At 67.1% G+C, this 24,446-nt stretch carries 19 protein-coding genes; 11 read left to right on the top strand and 8 right to left on the bottom strand.

All coding sequences use genetic code 11. The features are described from left to right. Positions 1 to 54: 54 nt before the first annotated feature. Both ACP7AZ_RS04835 and ACP7AZ_RS04830 read right to left on the bottom strand, forming a co-directional pair. On the bottom strand, positions 55 to 1,272 hold the full coding sequence (locus ACP7AZ_RS04835; protein ID WP_426036598.1) for an acetyl-CoA acetyltransferase: 1,218 nt from the start codon (positions 1,270 to 1,272) through the stop codon (positions 55 to 57). A gap of 12 nt (positions 1,273 to 1,284) precedes the next feature. Then, complete coding sequence (locus ACP7AZ_RS04830) at positions 1,285 to 2,814, bottom strand: carotenoid oxygenase family protein (protein ID WP_426036596.1); 1,530 nt, start codon at positions 2,812 to 2,814, stop codon at positions 1,285 to 1,287. 134 nt (positions 2,815 to 2,948) lie between these two features. Between ACP7AZ_RS04830 and ACP7AZ_RS04825 the strand changes: the two genes are divergently transcribed. Beyond that, entirely contained in the window at positions 2,949 to 4,136 is a 1,188-nt protein-coding gene (locus ACP7AZ_RS04825) for an acyl-CoA dehydrogenase family protein (RefSeq protein ID WP_426036594.1), read from the top strand. A gap of 133 nt (positions 4,137 to 4,269) precedes the next feature. Here ACP7AZ_RS04825 and ACP7AZ_RS04820 read toward each other — a convergent pair whose 3' ends face one another. Beyond that, the gene (locus ACP7AZ_RS04820) at positions 4,270 to 6,597 is read right to left on the bottom strand and encodes a TonB-dependent receptor (RefSeq protein ID WP_426036592.1); all 2,328 of its coding nucleotides are present in this window, start codon (positions 6,595 to 6,597) and stop codon (positions 4,270 to 4,272) included. Between the two features lie 356 nt (positions 6,598 to 6,953). On the opposite strand from ACP7AZ_RS04820, the gene ACP7AZ_RS04815 reads away from it, so the two are divergent. From ACP7AZ_RS04815 to ACP7AZ_RS04795, 5 genes are all read left to right on the top strand, one after another. Further along, entirely contained in the window at positions 6,954 to 8,312 is a 1,359-nt protein-coding gene (locus ACP7AZ_RS04815; RefSeq protein ID WP_426036590.1) for a spinster family MFS transporter, read from the top strand. Continuing rightward, a complete protein-coding gene (locus ACP7AZ_RS04810; RefSeq protein WP_426036588.1) occupies positions 8,309 to 9,952 on the top strand; it encodes an AMP-binding protein in 1,644 nt (547 codons plus the stop codon). The genes ACP7AZ_RS04815 and ACP7AZ_RS04810 overlap by 4 nt, the downstream gene beginning before the upstream one ends. Positions 9,953 to 9,983: 31 nt before the next feature. Beyond that, positions 9,984 to 10,922, top strand: coding sequence for a winged helix-turn-helix transcriptional regulator (locus ACP7AZ_RS04805; protein ID WP_426036586.1), 939 nt, complete (start codon positions 9,984 to 9,986; stop codon positions 10,920 to 10,922). Positions 10,923 to 11,016: 94 nt separating this feature from the next. Further along, positions 11,017 to 11,418 (top strand): nuclear transport factor 2 family protein, encoded by a 402-nt coding sequence (locus tag ACP7AZ_RS04800; protein ID WP_426036584.1) that lies wholly within the window; start codon positions 11,017 to 11,019, stop codon positions 11,416 to 11,418. After that, positions 11,415 to 11,783: a nuclear transport factor 2 family protein gene (locus tag ACP7AZ_RS04795; RefSeq protein WP_426036582.1), complete on the top strand. Its 369-nt coding sequence runs from the start codon at positions 11,415 to 11,417 to the stop codon at positions 11,781 to 11,783. The genes ACP7AZ_RS04800 and ACP7AZ_RS04795 overlap by 4 nt, the downstream gene beginning before the upstream one ends. 114 nt (positions 11,784 to 11,897) lie before the next feature. Here the strand turns inward: ACP7AZ_RS04795 and ACP7AZ_RS04790 are convergent, their stop codons facing one another. The 5 genes from ACP7AZ_RS04790 to ACP7AZ_RS04770 form a co-directional block, all read right to left on the bottom strand. Further along, positions 11,898 to 13,403 (bottom strand): AMP-binding protein, encoded by a 1,506-nt coding sequence (locus ACP7AZ_RS04790; protein ID WP_426036580.1) that lies wholly within the window; start codon positions 13,401 to 13,403, stop codon positions 11,898 to 11,900. 11 nt (positions 13,404 to 13,414) lie between these two features. Then, positions 13,415 to 14,251, bottom strand: a complete 837-nt coding sequence (locus tag ACP7AZ_RS04785; protein WP_426036578.1) for a DUF1295 domain-containing protein — start codon at positions 14,249 to 14,251, stop codon at positions 13,415 to 13,417. 30 nt (positions 14,252 to 14,281) lie between these two features. Continuing rightward, positions 14,282 to 15,040 (bottom strand): SDR family oxidoreductase, encoded by a 759-nt coding sequence (locus ACP7AZ_RS04780; RefSeq protein ID WP_426036576.1) that lies wholly within the window; start codon positions 15,038 to 15,040, stop codon positions 14,282 to 14,284. An 11-nt stretch (positions 15,041 to 15,051) separates the two neighbouring features. Beyond that, complete coding sequence (locus ACP7AZ_RS04775) at positions 15,052 to 15,585, bottom strand: nuclear transport factor 2 family protein (protein ID WP_426036574.1); 534 nt, start codon at positions 15,583 to 15,585, stop codon at positions 15,052 to 15,054. Positions 15,586 to 15,668: 83 nt separating this feature from the next. Then, the gene (locus ACP7AZ_RS04770; protein ID WP_426036572.1) at positions 15,669 to 16,691 is read right to left on the bottom strand and encodes a hypothetical protein; all 1,023 of its coding nucleotides are present in this window, start codon (positions 16,689 to 16,691) and stop codon (positions 15,669 to 15,671) included. A 138-nt stretch (positions 16,692 to 16,829) separates the two neighbouring features. Between ACP7AZ_RS04770 and ACP7AZ_RS04765 the strand changes: the two genes are divergently transcribed. The 5 genes from ACP7AZ_RS04765 (at position 16,830) to ACP7AZ_RS04745 (ending at position 24,379) form a co-directional block, all read left to right on the top strand. Beyond that, positions 16,830 to 17,792 (top strand): SDR family NAD(P)-dependent oxidoreductase, encoded by a 963-nt coding sequence (locus ACP7AZ_RS04765; RefSeq protein WP_426036570.1) that lies wholly within the window; start codon positions 16,830 to 16,832, stop codon positions 17,790 to 17,792. Between the two features lie 39 nt (positions 17,793 to 17,831). Further along, the gene (locus ACP7AZ_RS04760; RefSeq protein ID WP_426036568.1) at positions 17,832 to 21,512 is read left to right on the top strand and encodes a hydantoinase B/oxoprolinase family protein; all 3,681 of its coding nucleotides are present in this window, start codon (positions 17,832 to 17,834) and stop codon (positions 21,510 to 21,512) included. 158 nt (positions 21,513 to 21,670) lie between these two features. Then, positions 21,671 to 22,396 carry a DUF969 domain-containing protein gene (locus ACP7AZ_RS04755; protein WP_426036566.1) on the top strand — a complete coding sequence of 242 codons (726 nt, stop codon included), beginning with the start codon at positions 21,671 to 21,673 and terminating at the stop codon, positions 22,394 to 22,396. Continuing rightward, positions 22,393 to 23,358, top strand: coding sequence for a DUF979 domain-containing protein (locus ACP7AZ_RS04750; RefSeq protein ID WP_426036564.1), 966 nt, complete (start codon positions 22,393 to 22,395; stop codon positions 23,356 to 23,358). Before ACP7AZ_RS04755 ends, ACP7AZ_RS04750 begins: the two co-directional genes overlap by 4 nt. Before the next feature lies 1 nt (position 23,359). Beyond that, positions 23,360 to 24,379 carry a DUF2891 domain-containing protein gene (locus ACP7AZ_RS04745; protein WP_426036562.1) on the top strand — a complete coding sequence of 340 codons (1,020 nt, stop codon included), beginning with the start codon at positions 23,360 to 23,362 and terminating at the stop codon, positions 24,377 to 24,379. Positions 24,380 to 24,446 lie beyond the last annotated feature (67 nt).

Raw genomic sequence — 24,446 nt, 5'->3', positions numbered from 1 at the left:
ATCGCCCAAAGCACTTGGTCCCGCCTTCGCGGAGATACACGGAAACAGGGCGCCCTAAACCCCCACCACGAAACTGACCGTCGTCGTGGTCGATCCGCCGATGTTGAGGGTCTGGACGGTCTTCGCACCCTCGACCTGATAGTCGCCGGCCGTACCCGTGGTCTGCTTGAAGGCATCCAGCGCCATTCGCACGCCCGTGGCTCCCACCGGATGCCCGCAGCCGATCAGCCCGCCAGAGGCATTGATCGGCAGTTTCCCGCCCATCTCGATGTCGCCGGCCTCGATCGCCTTCCAGCTCTCGCCCGGGGCGGTCAGGCCCAGGTGGTCGATGGCCATATATTCGGTCATGGAGAAACAGTCGTGGGTCTCCACCGCGTCGATGCCCGACAGGTCGAGACCGGCCCGGGCGCGGGCGTCGTCGATGGCGCGCTTCACCTGCGGGAAGACATAGGGCTGGCCCTCGCTGGCCTTGATCTTGCGGCCGTAGTCGATCGGCGCGTTGCGGTGGCCCCAGCCCTTGATGCGGGGGATGCTCTCCAGCGGGATTCCGCGTTTCCGGGCATACTCAGCGGCGCGCTCGGGTGAGGCCAGGATGACCGCAGCGGCGCCGTCGGTGACCTGGCCGCAGTCGGTCTTGCGGACGCGGCCCTCAATGACCGGGTTGGCCTCGTCGTCGTCGGTGAAGCTGGCGTTCGAGAAGCTGTAGTTGCGGGTCTGGGCATTCGGATTGCGCCGGCCGTTCTCGAAATTGATTTGCGAGATGCGACGCAGGTGCGCCTCGTCGATGCCGTAGCGGCGGTCGTATTCCTCGGTCAGGTCCGAGAAGGCGCGTGGCCAGGCGTAGGTCGCGTCCAGATATTCGTGCCCGGCCCAGGCCGCAGCGCCCAGATGCTCGGCGGCCGTCACGCCGGGGACATTGCGCATCATCTCCAGACCCAGGACCATGGCCGTGCCGTAGCGGCCGGACTCGATATCGGCGGCGGCGGCCATGATGGCCAGACTGCCCGAGGCGCAGGCGGCCTCGTGGCGCGAGGCGGGCATGCCGGTGAACCGCTCGTCGGCCATGGCGAAGAAGCCGCCCAGCATCCCCTGCCCGGTGAACAGGTCGCCGACGAAGTTGCCGACGTGGCCCACGTCGATGTCCTCGGGCTCCAGACCGGTCTCGGCCAGGGCGCCGTGGACAGCCTCCGCGAAGCCGTCGCCGATCTCCAGCCCCTCGCGAGCATAGTTGCGCGCGAAGTCCGACTGCCAGCCGCCGAGGATATAGGTCATGTCAGGTTATCCTTACGCTGCCTTGGCCGCCAGCATCGCCTTCGAGGCCCGGATGGTCGCGCCCTGCTCCCAGGTCGCATGGGTGCCGCTGGAGATCCGCCCCGGCAGAATGATGCGCGCCACCGGACCGTCGGCCAGTTTGCGCGCATCATAGATGACGCATTCGGACCGGTCCTCAATCATGTCGGTGACATAGGTGATCAGGTAGCCGTCGTCCTCCTCGGTCGCCCCGACACGCGGCGCGAAGCCGGGCTCCGAGCCATACCGTTCCGGCCCGAAGTCGATGGCCCAGCTCTCGAGCGAATCCATGTCGTGCTTGACCAGTCCGGTGAACAGGAACCAGCCGGGCCTGGACACCGCGGAATAGGCGTAGCGGTATTTCACGCCAGCGAACTGGTTGCTGATGATGCCGAACTCCAGCACCCGGTCGTCGAGCCGCTGTTCCGTCGTCTCGCCCGTCGTCAGGTTGAAGCGCCAGCGGTGCAGCTTGGGCTCCAGCATGTTCTGATCCAGGAAGGTCATGATCCGCTCATGCCCGGGCCAGGCGTCCGGACTGGTCTTGGGCACCGGATTGTCCTGGAAATAGCCGTCCAGAACGACAGTGTCGCCGTCCTCCCAGGCGTTCAGGAAGTGCAGGACGTAGGTGGCGTCGCCCTCGAACCAGCGGACGTCATTCTCGCCGCCGAAGCGCGGAACCAGGCCGAAGCGGGACTTCAAGTCGGCGTGGAAGCGGGCGACGTGGAAGCCCTTTGGCAGCAGATCCTGCTCCCAGAACAGGGGGAAGTCGTTGAGGATCGACCAGTTCGTAGTGAAGGCCATGTCGTGCGGCAGGCGCGGCCCGGGCAGGGGCACGGGTGTGAGGTGCTTCAGCCGATTATCGGCGCCGACAACGCCGTAGTGCATGTAGGGCGCGGCCTTGGAATAGTTGAAGAACAGCAGTTCGCCCGTCTTCGGATCGACCTTGGGGTGGGCCGAGATACCCTCCGGCGGGCACCAGCCGTCCGTACCCATCGGCTCCAGCGTATAGGGATCGATCCGATAGGCCTCGCCGCACTGGTAGAAGGTCGAGAGGATGGCGCCGGCGTGAATGATGACATCGGTCGAGGACGAGTCCTTCAGCCCCCCGTGAGCGCCCCAGCCGGGCTTCTCGGACAGCGACGGATGCTCGGCCAGACCGGCCCACAGGGCGCGACCCGCCTCCTGCTCCGCCTCGAAGCCCTTGGTGCGGACGAAGCGGTTGCGATAACTGGCCTTGCCGTCCCTGAACGAGATCGCATGCAGCATGCCGTCGCCGTCAAAAGGATGATAGCGGCCGAGAGGCTGATGCACCGGGTTTTCGGTGTTGCGCACATAGACGCCGTCGATATCGGTCGGGATCACCCCAATGACCTGCATGTCGTCGGCAGTGTGCTCATAGTGCTGAGGCGTCCAGGCGCCCTGCATATAGGGATGCTCGCGGTCGGTCAGTGTGACCTTCAACGGCGTCTGTGCGACGCCGTCCTTGAAGGATGTGCGGGCCTCGCCCGTCTGTTCCAGTCCCATCGGTCGCTCCTCAAGCCGCCGGGCCGTCGCCCAGTGGGTTGCGTTAGCATACCATGCTTGCGGCGGATGGCGAGGGGGGATTAGTATGAAAGTGAAAGCGATGCCGGACACGCCGGCAGTTGAGGGAAACGACCATGGCCGATCATACCCCGCCCGCGCTCGATTTTGACGGCCTAAGGCCGCCCAGCCCCTTCATGACGCCGGAGCATGACGCCTGGCGGAGCAAACTGCGCAGCTTCGTGAACGGCTATATCGCGCCGCATCTGGACGAATGGGACGCGGTCTCCGACTTCCCCGACAGCCTCTACAACGACGCCGCCCGGGAAGGGATCAGCGGCATGGGCTTCCGTGACGACCTGGGCGGCACCGGCGAGAACGTCGACCTGTGGCATCGGATCATCTTCGCCGAGGAGTTCTTCCGCATGGGCTCAGGCGTGGTTTTCGCCGACCTCGCCACGCCCTGGATCGCCCTGCCGCCCATCATCAATGGCGGAACGCCCGAAATGCTGGGCCGCGTCGCCCGGCCCGTGCTGGCCGGGGACAAGAAAATTGCCTTCGCTGTTACCGAACCCGGCGGCGGGTCCGACGTGTCGGGCTTCACGGCGACCGCTGAGCGCAAGGGCGACGTCTTCGTTGTCAACGGCGGCAAGACCCTGATCTCCGGCGCCATGAAGGCCGACTTTCTGCTGACGGCGGTTCGCACCGGCGGCCCGGGCATGGGCGGCCTGTCGATGCTGCTGATCGAGACGGATCGGCCGGGCGTGACACGCGGCTCCCTGCCCGGCCTGCAATGGTACAACCGAAACAACGGCTGGCTGAACTTCGACAACGTCGAAGTGCCCGTGAGCAATCTGGTCGGCGTCGAGAACCGGGGATTCGCCGGCCTCGCCAGCCAGTTCAACATCGAGCGGTTCTCCGGCATCGCCGCCACCCTCGCCATGACCCGGACCTGCGTCGCCGAGGCCATCGCCTTCGCTCGCGAGCGCCAGACCTTTGGCAAACGGCTGATCGACCACCAGGTCATGCGCCACAAGATCGTGGACATGGTCCAGCGCATCAAGGTCGCCTACGCCATGCTCGATATCCTGGTCTGGCGCTTCGGCCGTGGAGAGGTTCCGGTCGCGGATCTGGCCCTGCTGAAGGTCCAGGCGACGATGACGCTGGAGCACTGCGCGCGTGAGAGCCTGCAGGTTCTCGGCGGCCGCGCCTACACCGGCGGCAACCGGGTCGAACGCATCTATCGCGAGGCCCGCATCTTCGTCATCGGCGGGGGTTCGGAAGAGATCCTGCGCGACCTGGCGGCGAAGCAGATGGGGTTCTGACGTCGCGCTGGTTCTCCCTCCGCCTGCAGGGGAGGGAAACCACCGCTTAGTGATCCGCACGCAAAAAACAGGCCCCGCTGCTCACACAGCGGGGCCCAGGTGTCTCAGGTCAGGAAAACCCGGAAGAAGCGGCTCAGAAGTTGCGCCGCAGGGTGACCCCGTAGGTGCGGGGGTCGCCTAGGAAGGCCGAGTAGGATCCCGCCTGGAAGGTCGCGGGGATCACGCGGCGATAGTAGTCCTGGTCGAAGACGTTCCGGGCGAAGACGTCCAGCTGCCAGGCCTCGTTCGCGTCCCGCAGGGAGAAGCGGACGTTGGCGGTGGTGAAGCTGTCCTGTACGCGGTTCGGGTCGAACCCGCCGGTGAAGAACTCGGAAGAGTAGCGGGCGTCGGCATAGGCGACCCCGGTCAGGCTGTCGCCGATCGGGAACTCCCAGGTGACCGACGAGACGTTGACCCAGTCCGGCGACTGCTCCAGCTCCCGGCCGGAATACTGACGGTTCAGTACGTTCGTCGGATAGTAGGCGTCCGTATAGCTGAGACCGTTGGTCAGGGTCAGGCCGGGGGTCGGCTCCCAGGTGACTTCCAGCTCGGCGCCCTTGGTGATGACCTCGGCCAGCGAACGGACCACGAAGCTGACGCCCGTGAACTCGATCAGCTGGAAGCCTTCGAACGTCTGGTGGAAGGCGGCGAAGTTGGCGCGCAGCGAGCGATTGAAGAACTCGCCCTTGATGCCGATCTCATAGGCGTCGACCGTCTCCTCGACGAAAGCAAGGTCGGCGGCGTTGGGCGTCGCCGGGGTCGTGAAGGCGGCGCGGTCGAAGTTGTAGCCGCCAGACTTGTAGCCCCGCGAGTAGGACGCATAGGTGTTGAGCGACTGGCTGACCCGATAGGCGATGTTCACCGTTCCGGTCGTGGCCTCTTCGGTGCGCGCGTCCGTGTCGCCCGAGGGGTTCAGGCGCGTGTCCCAGAAGGGGGCGCAGAACCGGGTAATGCCGGCGGCGTCACTGGTGCGGACGGCACTGTCGCAGGCCGGGTTGAAGTTCTCGCCCCGGTAACTGATCTCCTTGTCGTTCTGCGTGTAGCGCAGGCCTGCAGTAATGCTGAGCGCATCCGTGACGCGGAAGACGTTGTGGGTGAACAGGGAGACGTCCTGTCCGCTCTGCTCGCCGATGCCCCGCGCGCCGTCGCCGGGCTTGAATGCCGCCAGGGTCGAGGCCTGGAAGGTCGCCGCGCCGCCGTAGATCAGCGGATAGTCGGCGCCCATCCGGAAGGCGCTGTCGTTCAGCACCGTCTCGTCGGAGTAGAACAGGCCCACTAGCCAGTCGAGACGGCCGTTTTCACCCTGTAGACGCAGCTCCTGGGTCAGAACGTCGAATTTCTGGTGCAGGCCGTCGGGCGCAAAGAACCCGAGGTCGGCGCCCGAGTGGTCGAAGTCCTGGGAGCGGAAGGCTTCCCAGCTGCGGAAAGCGCTGACCGAGTTCAGCTTCGCCCAGCCCAGATCCCACTCGGCCGAGGCGGACACGCCCATATCCTCGATGTCCTCCTGGTTCTGGCGGATGTTGTTCTTGGAGGCGCGCCGGTCGAACGGATTGGTCGAGGGGTAGCCGATGCCGCCGCGCGCGGCCGCCAGCTGGTTGACCAGATTGTAGGTCGGGCCGGCGATGGCCAGAAGCGCCACGCAGCAGTTCTCATTGCGGTTGGTGTAGTCGGCCGCGAAGGTCCAGCTCAGGGTCTCGGACGGACGCCACAGCAGCTTGCCGCGCACGAACTGGCGGTCGAGATTGTCCAGGCTCTCGCCCGAGTTGGCATCTGAATGGAAGCCGTCACGCAGCTCGTAGCTGCCCTCGATGCGCAGGGCCAGTTCATCGTCGACCAGCGGGAAGTTCGCGGCGCCCGAGATCCGGCGATCGTTGAAGTTGCCGTAGGACCCGGTGATGTTGCCGCTGATACCGTTGAAATCCGGCTGTTTCGTTGTGACATTGATGATGCCTGACGAGGTGTTCCGCCCGAACAGGGTGCCCTGCGGGCCCCTGAGGATCTCGATGCCCTGAAGGTCGCCCAATTCCGAAAGGGCGACCCCCGTTCGGGCCCTGATGACGCCGTCGATGATGACACCGACGGAGGATTCCAGGCCCGGATTGGTCGAGGTGGTGCCCACGCCCCGGATGCGGATCGAGGAGTCCGCACCGCCGCCGGGCGTCTGGAACTGAACGCTGGGGGCCAGACTGGCCAACTCACGGATGTCGCTGATGCCGGAGTTCTCCAGCTGCTCGCCGCTGACGGCGGTCACGGCGACCGGCGCCTCTATCAGACGCTGCGCCCGCCGTGTGGCGGTGACGATGATCTCATCGACGACCGTCGCCTCCTGACCGGCAGGGGCGGTCTGGGCCAGGGTCGGCGTCGCGGAAAGCGTCGCGGCGATGAGCAATGCGGATACGCTGACTGTGCCTCTGATATTCACGCCCAATCCTCCCATGAGCCCCCGTTAGCCGAGGTGCTTCTGGTGACAATGTGTAACTGGCGAATTGAGACTGTCAAATAGCTTTTGTAATCAGACCGACTTGTGTGCTTCAGTGTGAGCAAGGTGACACGGTCCAGCCGAACTGAGGTTGTGTCCGTCGGGACCGACCGGCGGTACGGGGGATTTTCGGGCGATACCTTGTGCGACAACAGGGAGTTGCGAGTGTATTATCGCCGTTCATACACCTTCGTGCCACGATCGACCGACAGGATCGGTGACGCGAGGGCGCAACGAACGGGCGGTCATCTCGCAACTGCGAAAGTCACTTTCATCTTGAGATTGAACGGGATCGCGGCATGAGCGTGGGTGATGGTGTGACAGGCGCAGGGCAACCGGCGGCGCCGAGGATATGGCCCCATTCCGGCTGGGCCTGGTTCGCGGTCGCGGCCCTTATGGTGGCCTACACCTCCAGCTTCATTGATCGCCAGATCCTCACCCTGCTGGTTCAGCCTATCCGGGCCGATCTGACCATCACCGATACCCAGTTCAGCCTGCTGGCCGGGATCGCCTTCTCCCTGTTCTACACCGTCATGGGCGTGCCCCTGGCCAGGCTGGCGGATCGGGGCAGCCGACGCTGGATCATCTTCTGGGGCATCGTGGTGTGGAGCGTGATGACCGTGGCCTGCGGTCTGGCCAACAGCTTCTGGGCCTTGTTCGCCGCGCGCATCGGCGTCGGCATCGGCGAGGCCGCCCTCTCGCCCGCCGCCTATTCGATGATCTCCGACTATTTCCCGCCGCGTCAGCGCGCGCGCGCCCTGGCTGTCTATTCGATGGCCCCCTACCTCGGCGCCGGGCTGGCCCTGATGATCGGCGGAGCGGTGATCGACGCCATCGCCCAGGCGGGAGCGATGCAACTGCCCTTCGTCGGCGAACTGGCGCCCTGGCAGCAGACCTTCGTCATCGTCGGGGCGCCGGGCCTGCTGATCGCCGCCTTGTTCATCATCGTTCGAGAACCACCGCGTCACGGCGTGACCAGGTCGGGCGTCCAGGCCGGGGTCCTCAAATACATGTGGTCCCGAAAGTCGACCTTCTATGTCCTGATCATGGCCTTCTCGATTTTCGGCATGGCCGGCATCTCCTATCTGGCCTGGGCGCCGGCGGTACTGATCCGCCAGCACGGCATGACGCCCGCCGAAGTCGGATTCGCCTACGGGGTCGTGCTGCTGGCCGCCGCCACCCCGGGCGTTCTGGTCGGCGGCTGGATGACCGACTGGTTCGCCAGCAAGGGCCGGACCGACGCGCCGGTCCGGGTCGCCATCCTGGCGCTGATCGCCAGCCTTCCCTTTGCCGTCGCCATGCCGCTGATGCCGACGCAGGGCATGGCCATCGCTGCGCTCGCAGGCTTCAGCTTCTTCGCCGGCGTTATGAACAGCCTCCCGGCCACGGCGCTGCAGGCCGTCGCCCCGAACCAGCTGCGAGCGCAAATCACGGCCATCTATTTCCTGATCGGCAACCTGATCTCCCTGGGCCTCGGCCCCACCATCGTGGCTGCGATCAGCGACAATTTCCTGGGCGGCGACGAGAACATCGGCCTGTCGCTGGCCATCGTCAGTGGCGTCACCATCACCCTCGCCTCCTTCCTGCTGGGCCGGGCGCTGAAACCCTTCCGGGACAGCGTCGAGGAGGCCCGTGAGTGGCAGGAGCCGGCCCGATGAGCGGCCTGGCTGAGGATCAGCGCCTCTCCCTCCCCTGGTTCGACCCGGCTCCGCCCTCTGCCGAGGACTGTGTCATTCCCCGGCTGATCGACCGCTGGGCCGCCGAAACGCCGGAGGTGGTCTTCATCCGCTTCGAGAGCGGCGAGACCTGGACCTGGGCCGAGACGCGCCGGCGAGCGTTATCAACCGCCGCCGCCCTGCAGGCGCGCGGCGTCAACGGCGGGGACATCGTCGCGGCCTGGGCCCCGAATGGACCGGCGCTGCTGCGTGCCTGGTTTGGCGCCAACTATGCGGGCGCGGTGCTGGCGCCCATCAACACCAGTTTCCGCGGCAAGCTGCTGGAACACGCCATCGGCAAGACCGGCGCGAAGGTGATGATCGTCCACCCCGATCTCGCGCCCCGTCTGGAGGGCCTGTCGCTGGGTGCAGCCGAACGTCTGATCCTGACCGGGCCTTCCGCGCCCTTGAACCTGCCCGTAAAGATCGAGGTCGCGTCCGCTCTGGACGGCGATCCCGCCGCCTGCACCCCCGTGCCCCAGCATCCCTGGGACCCCCCGGTGATCATCTTCACCTCCGGCACCACCGGTCCGTCGAAAGCGGTGATCACCTCCTATGTTCAGGAGTGGACCACGGCCAAGGTGACCTACGGCTATATGGTCCAGTCCGACCGGATGCTGGTGAACCTGCCGATGTTCCACGTCGGCGGCATCGCGGCGATCACGGCGGCGGTGGCCTGCGGAGGCTCGGTGGCCCTGTTCGAGGCCTTCGACACGCGCCGGTTCTGGGAAACGGTGCGCGAGACGGGCTCGACCGTCTGCTCCGGCCTGATCGGGGCCCTCACCTCCTTCCTGATGAAGGAGCCGCCGAAGGCCGACGACGCCGACAATCCCCTTCGCATGGTGACCCTGTCACCGATCAACGAGGATACGGCCGCGCTCGGAAAGCGGTTCGGTTTCGACTACCTGTCCGGGTTCAACATGACGGAGGTGTCGGGCCCGCTGATCAGCGCAGTCAACGATCCGGTGATGCGCTCCTGCGGTCGGGTGCGCGTCGGCATGGAGTGCCGCATCGTGGACGACCAGGACAACGAGGTTCCACACGGCCAGCCCGGCGAACTGGTGATCCGCTCGGACAATCCCTGGACGCTGTTCAGCGGTTACCTCGGCGATCCGGAGGCGACGGCCCGGGCCTGGCGCAACGGCTGGTTCCACACCGGCGATCTGATGTGGCGCGACGCCGAGGGCTGCTTCTTCTTCGTCGATCGCAAGAAGGATGCGATCCGCCGACGCGGCGAGAACATGTCCTCGCTGGAGATCGAGATCGAGGTCGTCGCCCACCCGGCCGTCCGCGAATGCGCCGCCTACGGCGTCGACCTCCCAGGCGGCGAACAGGAGGTCATGGTGGCCGTGGCGCCTGTCGACGGGGCCCGGATCGACCCGCGCGAATTGATCGAATGGCTGATCCCGCGCATGACCCATTTCATGGTGCCTCGCTACGTCCGGGTCGAAACCGCACTGCCCAAGACCCCGACCAACAAGATCCAGAAGACCGGCCTGCGCGACCAGGGCGTCACCGCCGCGACCTTCGACCGGGAGGCGGCCGGGCTGGTGGTTCGACGTCAGAAATTGTCGGTTGCTTGATAAGACCTGACGGCGGCGCCTAATAGGGAGAATGTCCCGCATCGCGCCGAAAATTCGTCTGGTTCCAAAGAGCTCCGTCAACCGGGCCCTCAATGCTTTGGGCGATCGATGGAGCCTGTTGGTCGTCCAGGAGGCCTTTCTGGGGGCCACACGGTTCGAGGAATTCCATGCCCGTCTGGGCGGCGCCCGCTCGACCCTGTCCAGCCGGCTCGCCGCCCTCGAGCGCCACGGCATCCTGGTCAAGAAGCCCCACCGCGACGAGGGTGTGCGCATGGCCTATCACCTGACGCCGCGCGGCCTCGGCCTGTTCGATTCCATGATGCTGATGTGGGGCTGGGGCGTGCGCTGGGGCGTGACCGGCGGCCGGGCCCCGACCGTCTTCTCCCACACGGAGTGCGGCAAGCCCATGCTGCCCGAACTACGCTGTGGCGGCTGTGGCGAGCCCCTCACCCTGCACACCTGCACCTACACCGAAGGTCCCGGACAGGGGATGGAGCGGTTGCCCGTGCAGCGGATGCATCGTCGCCGCCAGCCGAACGATGAGGCGCCGACTATCGAACTGGTCGATCTGCTCGGCGACCGCTGGACTGCCCTTGTGGTCAGCGTCCAGTATTTCGGCCTGCACCGCTTCGACGAGATCCAGGGCGTTCTCGGCATCGCTTCCAACATCCTGACCGACCGTCTGCGAACACTGGAGATGTCGGGGATCTTCGAGCGACGCCTCTATGAAATGACGCCGCCCCGCTATCAGTACCGGCTCACCAAGAAGGGCCAGGACCTCTATCCCCATGCCCTGGCCATGATGACCTGGGCCGACACCCACCTGAAAGATCGGGCCGGGCCGCCCGTCAAGATCCGGCACGTCTGCGGAGAGCCGCTGAATCCGCAGATCAGTTGCAGCGCATGCAAGGGCCGTCTGACACTCGAGACGGTGGTGATGAAGGCGGGGCGGATCAAGACTTCGGCGTGAGGTCAGTCCGGGTTTGAAAGCGACCTCACAGCGCTTGCATTAGCAGACTTATGGTCCTAGCGTTTCTCCAACGAGAACGCATGGGAGACGACGCGTGGCTGACAACATGAAGGTCGTGGAGGCCATGATGGCCGCCTGGAAGAAGCGCGACGTGGAGGGCTTCATCGCCACCCTCGCCGACGACATCGAATACCACTGGCACCCGACCAAACGTCCGGCCGTCGGCAAGGACAAGATGCGGAAATTCCTCTCCAACTACGAGGCCGGCTTCGACCAGCAGGAGTGGCGCGTCACCCATTCAGCCGAAAACGGCGAAGTCCTGTTCGTCGAGGGCATGGAGGTCCTGGTCGATCGCGCGACCGGCGTGAAGATGGACAACCCCTTCGTCCAGGTCTTCCAGGTCCGCGACGGCCTGATCTACCGGATGCGCGACTACTACGACACGTCGCAGGTCCATGCCCCGGCGAAGCCTGAGACCCAGGCGGCGTCGGCGTGAGCACGCCGATCGAGCGTCTGCGGGCGCTCATGGCCGTGTCGGAGGCGCGCGACAAACCCGCCTTCCTCGACTTCTTCGCCGACGACGTCGAGTACCACTACCACGTCGGCACCCGCCCCCTGATCGGGAAGGACTGGGTCGATAAATTCATCACCAAATACTGGGCCAACCACTCGGCGACGAAGTGGACGCTCGTGAACTGGGCCGAGAACGGAGACATGGTCCTGACCGAGGGGCAGGAGGACTACGTCAACGCCGACGGCGTCAGCGTCTCCCATCCGTACATGGGCATCATCGAGTTCCGGGACGGCCAGATCGTCGCCTGGCGCGACTATTTTCAGATGAAGGACCCGGCCGCCGCCTAGAACCGCCCGGACTAGGTTTGGAGACTAAACCAATAACTTGTAAGTTTTTGATACGAGGTTGCATTCGGAATTGCACTCCGTGGACTCGGTGCTCTCCGAGTGCAATTCGCGCCTCTAGACGGCCTGCATCCGCTCGGCCCGCAAGGCCGAGCGGCGCACCTTGCCCGCATCGTCGCGCAGCCGTTCTGTCGTGACCTCCAGCGAGCGCGGCCGCTTGTAGGGCGCGATCTTCTCGGCAAGGAAGGCGTTCAGCGCCGCCTCGTCGAGCACCCCGTCCGCCGTCTCTACGATCGCATGCACCCGCTGGCCGAAATCCGCGTCTGGCAACCCCACCACCACGCTGCACTGGACGCCCGGGAAGCTGTCGATCGCTGCCTCGACCTCGGCCGGATAGACGTTGGCCCCGCCCGAGACGATCATGTCCACCCGCCGGTCGGCCAGATACAGCCAGCCGTCCTCGTCGACATAGCCCATGTCGCCCAGGGTCTCGAATGTCCCGTTCGCGCGCGGCTCGGCGCCGAGGTATTTGTAGGTCGTCCCCTGCCCCCGCAGCGGCATGAAATAGATCTCGCCGACCTCACCCGGTGCGCAGGGCTGACCGGCCTCGCCGAGCACCTTCATCTCGTAGCCCGGCAGCACCTTGCCGACCGAGCCGGGGTGATCCAGCCATTCGACGCCGCGAATGCCGGTGCCGCCCAGGGCTTCGGTGCCGGTGTAGATTTCCCAGACTGTTTCCGGTCCGACCCAGTCGATCCACTTCTGTTTCAGCCACGGCGGACAGGCGGCGGCGATATGCATGACGGCGTCCACCGACGACATGTCGTACTTCGCCTTCACCTCGTCCGGCAGGGACCAGATGCGGTGCATCATGGTCGGCACCTGGAACAGCCAACTGACCTTGTACCGATCGACCAGCCGCAGCGTCTCTTCCGCGTCGAAGCGCGGCATCAGGATGATGTGCACGCCCCAGCCCATGGCCAGACAGGTCATGCCGAACGGCGCCGCATGATAGAGCGGCCCGGGGTTCAGCAGCACGTCCTCGGGGATCATGCCGAGCAGCAGGATGTCGGGATCCGCCATCGCCGGGGCCATGTCGACGATCACCTTGGGCCGGCCCGTCGAGCCGCCGCTGGCGATGGCCTTGAGGTGTTTCGATGCGATCTCCGGCAAGGGAGAGGCGTCGGCCGAGGCGTCCCAGGTCTCCGCCTCCGACAGCCGCTTCGTCGCGCCTGCCTTGGCCGCATCGTCGATGACGATCAGGCGCGGCTGGAGCAGTTCGACTATCCCCGCCAGCTCTGCCGCCGGCAGCTTGTGCGACAGGGGCGCCGGCGTGGCGCCGAGCGCCCATACCGCGAACGCCAGCTCCAGGAACGCCGGACAGTTGGGCAGGGCGATGGCGACGAAGTCCCCCTCGACCACCCCCGCATTCTGCAACGTCCGCGCCCGCCGGTTGACCCGGTCCGCGAGCTCGCGCCGCGTCAGGGTCACGCCTTCGAAGGTCAGGGCCGGGCGGTCAGGATCACGGTCCGCCTGGATGTTCAACAGCATGCCGACCGCCCGCACCCCTGACAGGTCTGTCATCGCCGTCGACAGGGTGCGGGGGCGGTTCGGACGACGCATCGGGGATTCCATCAGGCGGTGTTCGTCCCGCCAGCCGCCGCCACGCGCTTGGGCGGCCACGGTATCAGGGGACTGGTCCGGGCAATGTAATCCGCATATCCGGGCCGATGATAGGTCAGCCGCTTCTCGTACGAGGGACCTCCCGAATATTTGAGGAACAGCACCAGCAGCAGCAGTGGCCCGACGATGCCGAAAAGGCCCAGCGTCGTCTCGGCGGCGATGCCGAACAGACCGAACCAGGTGCACAGATCGCCGAAATAGTTGGGGTGCCGCGTATAACGCCAAAGGCCGCTGTCGAACACCTTGCCTGCGTTGGCCGGGTCCGCCTTGAACTTCACAAGCTGATAATCGGCCAGGCTCTCGAAGCAGATGCCGAACACCACGAGCGCGGCGCACGCCCAGCCCAGGGTCCCGACCTCCACCGGCGTCGACGACATCTGACCCAGTTGCACAGGCAGGCTGGTCGCCCACAGGATCGGCGCCTGGGTCATGAAGACCAGGCGCCAGGACGCCTTGCCGAAGCTCCAGCCCTTCACGTCCATGGCCCGGTCCAGCATCTTCACATAGCGCCTGTCCGGCCCGTGCGAGCGCCAGCGCCAGAGGATGTAGAGCCCAAGTCGCAGCCCCCAGACGCAGGTCAGGACGGTCATCAACTGCATCCGCTCGGGCGCGCCGTCGGCCATGAAGAAGGTCGTCACCGCCATCAGGGCCAGGCCCAGCGCCCACCAGGCGTCAATGAAGGACACGTCCTTGATGGCGCACCCGACCCGCCACAGGATCACGAAGGACGCCAGCGCGATCAGGAAGTTGATCCCGAGAATGCTCAGGATTTCGGTGATGGGCGGCATGGTCTGGTCTCCCCCTTGTTGATCCGGCGTCTAGCGGCCGGTCGACAGTTCCTTGGCGTGCAGCATCTTGGCCATGCCCCGCTCCATCCCCTTGGGATCGCGGGCCAGGGCGGCGCGGCTCTCGATCGCGAACCGGTCGGTGTCGATCTCGTCGACGCCCCGGGTGATGCCCTTCATGGCGGCGCGGGCGATATCCTCAGGCGCCTCCTTGGAGCCTTTCACATGCGAGGCCATCCGGGTGTCGACCGAGCCGACGATCAGGGAGGTGACGCTCGTCCCCTGGCCGGCCAGCTCGGCGCGGATACAGGACCCGGCGGCGCGCATGGCGAACTTGGACGGGCTGTAGCCGCCCATGTTGGGCACGGCGACGATGCCTGCCACCGACAGGACGTTCAGGATCGCCCCGCCGCCGTTGGCCTTCAGCACCGGCGCGAAGGCGCGGGACATGGCGACGGGACCGAAATAGTTGACCTCCATCTCCTCGCGCATCGCCGACATGTCGTCGGCGCCGATCAGGCACTTGCCCGTTGAGACGCCGGCATTGTTGACCAACACGGACACATCGGGACAGGCGGCGGCCGCCTCGACGATCTGGTCCGGCTTCAACACGTCGAGACGCACAGCGAAGACCTTGCCCGGGTACTGATCGACGAGATGCTGGGCCGAGGCGGGATCGCGGGCGGCGGCATAGACTTTGGCCGCTCCCTGCTCGATCAGCACATGCACGAAACCTTCGCCGATGCCTCGGTTTGCACCGGTGACGATGGCGACGCAGCCCTGAACTTCCATGCTCACGATCCTCAGGCGGCGGGCGTGTAGAGAATGTCGTCGGGCTTCTTGCCGCCCCGGCGGAGCAGTGACGGGTCTCTGGTGATCGCCCCGCGCGCCCAGGTCTCGGAAAGCTCGTGTTCCTCGTTCCATTCCCAGCACATATTGCGGCGCTTGATGCGCCACTCCGAGCCGCGCTTCTCCATGTGGTCGACGCAGCGGGCCAGGGTCCGGGTGTCGAATTCATTACCCTTAACCGTCAGGCGCGAGGCGGTCAGAATGTAGGTCTCGGCGATGGCCGTGGTCGGTCCCGTCATGTCGATGACCATGTTCATGGCCAGGTGGTTCATCAGCCCGGCCTTGGGCAGTCGCTCCTTGATCACGGCCACCCATTCGGACGCTGGCCCGTCGAAGGTCCCGCCATGATCCTCCCAGCCGTCGGGCCAGTAGGCGCGTTCAACGAGGTCGAGGTCGGCGCGATCACAGCCGCGAAGGAACTTCAGCAGCACCTCCTCGATCGCCTTCTTGTCGAGCAGAGCGTGCACCTCGGGGTCGCGGTCGACCATCCTGATATCCTCCGATGACCGTTATTCAGTCTTGAAACGAAAGTGACATAGCTTGCGTTAGCGGGCAAGTCGGCTTGACCGGTCTAGAGCCTCAGCAGGCCCGGCGGCGCCGCGACGACGCGCGGGAGGGCCTGGGTCACCATGGCCGCCACGGCGAACTGTTCGGGCCGGGTGCGGACGCTGTCGGGGGCCGTGTCGACCAGATCCATGGCGATGCGGACGCCAGGCAGGCCGTCGATCTCGATCTCCCAGTGCGGCTTGCCGGCGAACGGCGCCTGGACCGGATCCATGATCCAGTTGACCTCGTGGGTGATGCGCCGGACGCCGTCGATCAGGCCGTGCACGCGCCAGGTCGTCGCCGAGACCGTGCCCTTGGGAATGACCCCCGCGGCGATGGTCAGGTCCCGCTCAGCCAGGCTGACTTCATGGTCCGGTTCGAACCGGTCGAGCGACAGGCCGAGCCTCTGGGCCAGCCCCTCGACACTCTGGGAGAACATGGCCGTGAAAGTCTCGGCCAGCGGCCCGTTCGTCAGATCGATCGCTCCAGCCGCAGAGCCGAAACCCAGGGCCCCGAAAACATAGTCGGGGTTTGGAACCGTTGTGCAGTCGATGATTTCGCGGGTCGCGATGTTGCGGTGCGACAGGCACAGGGCGACGGCGTTGACCGCCATCCGCTCCGCCACCCAGCCCGGATTGACGCCGGTCCCCGCCAGGGTCACCCCGCCCTTGAGCGCGCTGTCCGCCAGCCCGTTCGCGTAGCCGAGGCCCAGGGCAGCGGGCTCGAAATAGTGGTTGATGCTGACGACGTTCTTGCCGGATTCCAGCAGCCGCTTCACGTCGGCATCATGCCCGACATAGGGTGCAGACAGCATCGGGGCGTGGATCACCACGTCAGCGTCGACCGCCAGGATCTCGTCGATCGAACGGGTCGCGATCACCCCCGTCTCGGGCCGCCGCGCAATGTCGCCGGCGTCGCGTCCGGCCTTGGCCTCGCCGTAGACGAACAGGCCGACCAGCTGGAACCGGTCGTCGTCCAGCACGGCCCGCAGACAGGCCTTGCCCATCGAGCCGGTCGCCCACTGGATCACCCGGATGGGTCTGGTCATCGCGCCTCCCGACGCAGTCGACGCGTCTTCTGCATCAACGGTGAAGCGATAAGTCCATAAACGCAAGCTGCTTGCCAAGCGCCTCCGAACGATTAGTGTGCTTACGCAAGCGACAGCGGGTCGCGCGGAGAGACGTCCATGGCCGAGCCCCCCTTCTGGCAGGCGCTGATGAAGTCGGTGAATTTCTACGCCCGCTTCGCGCCGTCCTTCACCCGCGTCGGCTATGTCGCGCGCGGCCTGCCGTTCAAGCCGGTGAAGGCGAACTACGCCGGCCAGAACTGGCTGGTGACCGGCGCGACGGGCGGCCTCGGCAAGGCCACGGCGCTGCGCGCCACCGCCAAGGGCGCGACCGTCTACGCCGTCGGCCGCAATGTACAGGCGCTGGGCGACCTGGTGCGTGAGGCCAAAGGCCCCGGCAAGATCGTGCCCGTCACCTGCGACCTCGCATCGATGGCCGCCGTCGCCGGCCTGTCGAAACGGCCAGAGATCGCCGCGGTGAAGTTCGACGTTGTCGTCAACAACGTCGGCCTCCTGATGCGCCACTATCAGCCGACACACGAGGGGCTGGAGACCTCCTACGCCACCAACCTGCTGGGCCACTGGATCCTGACCGAGGACCTGCACAGGGCCGGCGAACTCAAGCCCGGCGCGGCGATTATCAACGTCGTCTCCGGCGGCCTCTATAACCTCGGCCTCAACAAGAAGATGCTCAACATTCCCGAGGAGCATTTCAACGGTTTCGCCGCCTATGCCGCCCACAAGCGCGCACAACTGGCCCTTGCCGAGCACTGGCGCGCCGCCTGGGCCGCCGAGGGGATCAGGACCTACGCCGTCCACCCCGGCTGGGCCGACACCGCCGGCGTGAAGACCAGCCTGCCGAAGTTCCGCAAGATCCTCGCCCCGATCCTGAGGAACGACCACGAGGGCGCCGACACCATCGACTGGCTGGCCGCGACCCGTCCGCCCGAGGTCGTCGACGAGATCTGGTTCGACCGCAAACCTCGCACGGCTCACGCCTATCCGCATACCCGGAACCCGCGCACGACCATCCCCGACATCGTCGCCTTCCTCAAGGCCGACCGGCAGCGTCTGGCGGTCTGAAGCCTTGCCGCCGCCGTCCCGATCCGCGATGGATCAGGGATGGCGAGCGACACGACATCGACCGAGGGCTGGCGGTTCTGGATCGACCGGGGCGGCACCTTCACCGACATCGTCGCCCGTGCGCCCGACGGCGCCCTGACCACGGCCAAGCTCCTTTCGGACAGCCCCGATCAATACGAGGACGCCGCCGTCGAGGGCGTGCGCCGCATCCTCGGCGCCGGTCCCGGCCCCCTGCCGGCGGGCGTCGTCTCCGACATCCGCATGGGCACGACGGTGGCGACCAACGCCCTGCTCGAACGCAAGGGCGAGCCTACGGTCCTGGCCATCACGCGCGGCTTCGGTGATGCGCTGCGTATCGGCTGGCAGGCCCGGCCCGACATCTTCGCCCGCCATGTCGTCCTGCCCGAGCCGCTGCACGACCGGGTCATCGAGATCGAGGAACGCGTCCGGGCCGACGGGGCCATCGACCGCCCGCTGGACGAGGCTTCGGCTCACCAGGCCCTGACCGCCGCCTTTGCCGACGGCTACCGCGCCCTGGCCATCGTCCTCGTCCACGGCTGGCGCTTCACCGGTCACGAGACCCGCCTCGCGGGGATCGCCCGCGAGATCGGCTTCAGCCAGATCTCGGTCAGCCATGAGGTCGGCGCACTGATCAAGCTGATCGGGCGCGGCGATACGACGGTGGCCGACGCCTATCTGTCGCCGGTGCTCGACGCCTATGTCGCCCGCGTCGGTCGCGCGCTCGGCCCCGACGTCCCCCTGATGTTCATGCAGTCGTCCGGCGGCCTCGCCAGCCCCTCCGCCTTCCGGGGCAAGGACGCCATCCTGTCCGGCCCGGCCGGCGGGGTGGTCGGCATGGCGGCGACGGCCGGGGCCGCCGGCTTCGATCGCGTCATCGGCTTCGACATGGGCGGCACCTCGACCGACGTGTCCCACTATGCCGGTTCGTTCGAGCGGACCTCCGACGCCGTGGTCGCGGGCGTGCGGCTGAGGGCGCCCATGCTGTCGATCCACACCGTGGCGGCCGGCGGGGGCTCCATCTGCCGCTTCGACGGATCGCGCCTGCGCGTCGGCCCCGAGTCCGCCGGTGCCGTGCCCGGCCCCGCCGCCTACCGTCGCGGCGGCCCCCTGACTGTGACCGACTGCAACGTCCTGCTGGGCAAGCTCCGCTCCGGGTTCTTCCCCGCCGTCTTCGGCCCGAGCGGCGACCAGCCGCTGGACCACGCCGCCGTGGCCAGGAAGTTCGACGCCCTCGCCGCCGAGGTCGCCGAAGCCACCGGCCGCCCGACCGACCCTCTGGATCTTGCCGAAGGCTTCGTCGCCATCGCCGTCCAGAACATGGCGGAGGCGATCAAGTCGATCTCCATCCAGCGGGGCCATGACCTGACCGGCTATATCCTGAACTGTTTCGGCGGCGCCGGGGGGCAACACGCCTGCCTCGTCGCCGACGCCCTGGGCATGACGACGGTGATGCTGCATCCGTTTGCAGGCGTCCTGTCCGCCTACGGAATGGGCCTGGCCTCGGTGCGGACCATCCGCCAGACGACTGTCGCCGCACCGCTCATCTCCCTGTCCGACCCCGTCTTCACCGAGCGCATCGCCGCCCTCGACACCGAGGCCCGCTCCGACCTCCTGGCCCAGGGTCTGCCCGCCGCCTCCATCACCACCGAGGCCCGCGCCGAGATCAAGTTCGCTGGCAGCGACACCCCCCTGACCGTCGCCTTCGGCCCCGCCGCCGACATGGCCGCCGCGTTCGGGACCCTGCACCGCCAGCGCTTCGGCTTCTTCGCCGAGGACAAGGCGCTGATCGTGGACATGCTGGAGGTGGAGGCAATCAGTTCTCCCTCCCCTTTATGGGGAGGGACAGGCGGCGAAGCCGCCAGGGTGGGGTCCGAGTCGAGAGTTCGCACGGGCGGACAAACCCCACCCGGCCTCGCTGCGCTCAGCCACCCTCCCCACAAGGGGGAGGGAGAAGTCAGAGTCCGCCTCGCCGGCGCCGAGCACGACACCCCCGTCCACCACCGCGACCATCTGGCTACCGACACCCAGATCCCCGGCCCCGCCGTGATCCTCGAATCCACCGGCACCACGATCGTCGAACCCGGCTGGTCCGCCCGCGTCGACGCCTCGGCCAACCTGATCCTTGAGCGCACCACCCCGCTCGCCAACCGCGCCCACGTCGGAACCCACGCCGACCCCATCCTGCTGGAGGTGTTCAACAGTCGCTTCATGGCCTGCGCCGAACAGATGGGAGAGGCCCTGCGCGCCACCGCCTGGTCGGTGAACATCAAGGAGCGGCTCGACTTTTCCTGCGCCATCTTCGACAGCGCGGGCGCCCTGATCGCCAACGCCCCGCACATTCCCGTCCACCTCGGCTCGATGGGCGAGAGCATCCGCGTCGTCATCGCCTCGCGCGGTGCGGCCCTGAAGCCGGGCGACGTTGTCATGCTGAACGCCCCCTATAATGGCGGCACCCATCTGCCCGACATCACCGTCATCATGCCGGTCTTCCTCGACGCAGAGGCGGCGCCCGCCTTCTTCGTCGCCGCGCGCGGCCACCACGCCGACGTCGGCGGCATCACGCCCGGCTCCATGCCCGCCTCCTCCACCACGGTCGAACAGGAGGGCGTCCTGATCGACGACTTCCTGCTGGTCGAGGGCGGCCGCCTCCGCGACGCCGAAACCCGCGCCCTGTTCGCCTCGGGTCCCTGGCCGTCGCGCAACGTCGATCAGAACATGGCCGACCTGAAGGCTCAGGTCGCCTCCTGCCAGCGCGGGGCCGATGAGCTCAACCGCATGGTCGTCGAGTTCGGCCGCCCGGTGGTCGAGGCCTATATGGCACACGTCCAGTCCAACGCCGAGGAAGCCGTCCGCCGCGCCATTGCCGCCCTGAAGCCGGGCTCATTCGCCTACGAGATGGACGACGGCGCCGTCATCTGCGTCCGCATCGACGTAGACGCAGAGGCCCGTACGGCGACCGTCGACTTCACCGGAACCAGCGACCAGCGCCCCACCAACTTCAACGCCCCCCTGTCGATCACCCGGGCGGCGACCCTCTATGTCTTCCGGACCCTGGTGGACGACGCCATCCCGCTGAACGAGGGCTGTATGAAGCCCATCACATTGATCGTGCCGGAGCGGTCGATGCTGAACCCCCGCTATCCGGCGGCGGTCGTCGCCGGCAACGTCGAGACCAGCCAGGCGGTGGTCGATACCCTGTACGGCGCGCTCGGCATCCTTGCCGCCAGTCAGGGCACGATGAACAACTTCACCTTCGGCGATGCGACCCGCCAGTATTACGAGACGATCGCCGGCGGCGCGGGCGCCGGCCCGAACGCTCCGGGCGCCAGCGCTGTCCAGAGCCACATGACCAACAGCCGCCTGACCGATCCCGAGGTGCTGGAAACCCGCTTCCCGGTGTTGCTGGAAGAGTTCTCGATTCGCCGAGGCTCCGGCGGCGCGGGCGCGGCGAGAGGCGGCGACGGCGCGACCCGCCGCGTTCGCTTCCTCGAACCGATGACCGCCGCCATCCTGTCCGGCCACCGCCGCATCGCGCCGTTCGGGGCGGCGGGCGGCGAACCCGGCTCGGTCGGGGCGAACCGCATCGAGCGGGCGGACGGGTCAGTGGAAATCCTGGGCTCGACCGCCGAAACCTCCATGCAGCCCGGCGACGTCTTCGTCATCCAGACCCCCGGCGGCGGCGGGTTCGGCAAGCGCTGAACCCACCTCCGTGCACCCCGGCGAAGGCCGGGGTCCAGATCCCGGACCCGGTCGACGGGATGAGCCTTCGGGTCTCTCGTCCAGGAGAGCGTCTGCCATCTGGACCCCGGCCTTCGCCGGGGTGCACGGTGTGAATTGAATCGAGGGGGAAATCGTCGATGCTCGTGCTGCTCGGAATACTGGTCGTGGTCGCGGGCTTCGTAGCCAGGATCAACCCGCTGTTGGTCATCCTGGCCGCGGCCATCGTCACCGGCGTCTGCGCCGCCATTGCGCCCGGCGTCAGCGCGAGCGCCCTGGTCCAGGCCGGCGTCGCGACCCTGACCGCCTTCGGCGACGCCTTCAACGACAACCGCTATTTCCACGTCGTCTGGCTGATCCTGCCGGTCATCGGCCTGCTCGAACGGGCGGGCCTGCAGGAGCGCGCCCGCATGTCGATCGCCAAGGTCCGCGCCGCCTCGGCCGGTCGCCTCCTGATCGCCTATCTCATCCTCCGCCAGGCGACCTCGGCGCTGGGCCTGACCTCGCTCGGCGGCCACCCCCAGATGGTTCGTCCCCTTGTCGCCCCCATGGCCGAAGGCGCCGCCGAGGTCGAGGCCGGCGGGACCCTGCCCGACCCGGTCCGCTACCGCATCCGGGGCATGTCGGCCGCGACCGACAACATCGGCCTGTTCTTCGGCGAGGACATCTTCATCGCCATCGGCTCCATCATCCTGATGGTCGGCTTCCTCGAACAGGCCGGCATCATCGTCGAGCCGCTGCAGCTGTCGGTCTGGGCCATCCCCACCGCCATCGCCGCCTTCCTCATCCACGGCGCCCGCCTGCTGGTCTTCGACCGGTCGATCCGCAAGGCGATCTCCGACGCCCGCACGGAGACGGGCCAATGATCACCCTGGATCAGGTCTATATCCTCGTCGGACTGATGTTCCTGGCCTTCGCCATCCTGACGCTGCGCGACCCCGCCCACCCGACGCGGATCCGCAGCGCCCTGTTCTGGGGCCTGCTGGCCGGGTCCATGCTGTTCGGGTCGTATCTCGGCGGCCTGGGCAACGGCCTGCTGGTCGTCGCCCTCGTTGCGCTCGGCGGCCTGTCGAAGCTCGGCGTCGGCAAGCCCGAAACCACCACGACGGAGGAACGCCGCGAGGGCGCCGCCCGGCGCGGCGACGGACTGTTCCTGCCCGCCCTGATCGTCCCGGTCGTCGCCGTCGGCGGGACCCTCGCCGCCAAACATACCGGCTGGGGCGAGGCCCTGTTCTCCTCGACCCAGACGACCCTGATTGCCCTCGCGCTCGGCTGTCTGATCGCCCTCGGCGCCGCCATGGCCTGGCTGCGGCCGCCGGCCGCCGCGCCGCTCCATGAAGGGCGCCGCTTGATCGATTCCATCGGCTGGGCCGTGCTCCTGCCCCAGATGCTGGCCGCCTTGGGCGCCATCTTCCTGGCCTCCAACGTCGGCGGCGTGGTCGGAGAGGTGGTGACCCAGGCCGTGCCGATGAGTTCGCCCCTGATCGCCGTCCTCGCCTACTGCCTCGGCATGGCCCTGTTCACCGTCATCATGGGCAATGCCTTCGCCGCCTTCCCGGTCATGACCGCCGCCATCGGCCTGCCGTTCGTGGTCGGACAGTTCGGCGGCGACCCGGCCATCGTCTGCGCCATCGGCATGCTGGCCGGCTTCTGCGGCACCCTGCTGACGCCCATGGCCGCCAACTTCAACGTCGTGCCGGCGAACCTGCTGGAGCTGCCCGACCGCAACGCCGCCTTCAACGGCGTCATCCGCGCCCAGGCCCCGACCGCCCTGATCCTTCTCGGGGTCAACATCGCCCTGATGTATTTCCTAGCCTTCCGGTTCTGACATGTCCAAAGCTCTCGACGCCGCCACGGCAGGCCGCTTCGCCCGCGCCGCCCTCGGCCATGTGACGAAGGCGTATCCAAACAAGCTGGATCACGTCCTGAACGGGCCGGAGGACGCGCTTGGCCCGCGCGCCCTGCATCCGGTCTTCTTCGGCAGTTTCGACTGGCACTCCTGCGTCCACGGCTGGTGGACCCTGTTCACCCTGCGCCGCCTGCATCCGGACATGACCGAGGCCGTCGCCATCGCCGATCTGGCAGACGAGCTGTTCACGCCCCCCAACGTCGCGGCGGAGGTCGCCTATCTCGACCGGCCCAACGCCCGAGGCTTCGAGCGCCCCTACGGCTGGGGCTGGCTGCTGATGCTGCAGGCCGAGCTGCGTCGCCACCCTGACCCGCGCGGCCGCGCCTGGGCCGAGATCCTGCGACCACTGGCCGAGGCCTTCGCCGACCGGTTCAAGGCCTTTCTGCCGATCTCGACCTATCCCGTGCGGACCGGGACCCACTACAACACCGCCTTCGCCCTGCGGCTCGCGCTCGACTACGCGGAGAGCGCTGCCGACGCGGAGTTGGCCGACCTTTGCCATGCCGCTGCCCTGCGCTGGTATTCCGGCGATCGCGGCTGCCAGGCCTGGGAGCCGTCGCAGGACGAGTTCCTGTCGCCGACGCTGATGGTCTCGGAACTGATGCGGCGCGTGATGCAGGATCAGGACTTCGGATCCTGGTTCGATCTCTATCTTCCGCGCCTCGAACAGCGCGAGCCCGCGACCCTGTTCGCCCCCGCCACGGTCAGCGACCGGTCGGACGGCAAGATCGCCCATCTGGATGGCTTGAACCTCAGCCGGGCCTGGTGCTGGCGCGGCGTCGCATCGTCGCTGGCGTCGGATGACCCTTGTCGCCCCGTCGCCCTGAAGGCGGCAGAGGTCCACCTCAACGCCGCCCTGCCGCATGTCACCGGCGACTATATGGGCGAGCACTGGCTCGCCAGTTTCGCTCTCCTGGCCCTGCTCGCCGAACCGGATTGAGACAGGCGTCTCCAGCACTACAGGCAAAAGAAAGGGGCGGCCGATACCATCGGCCGCCCCCAACTTT

It is taken from the genome of Brevundimonas sp. DC300-4, assembly GCF_049897365.1.
Lineage (GTDB): Bacteria > Pseudomonadota > Alphaproteobacteria > Caulobacterales > Caulobacteraceae > Brevundimonas.
Note: the sequence above shows the minus strand (reverse complement) of the source record. Positions and strands in the feature narration are given on the sequence as shown.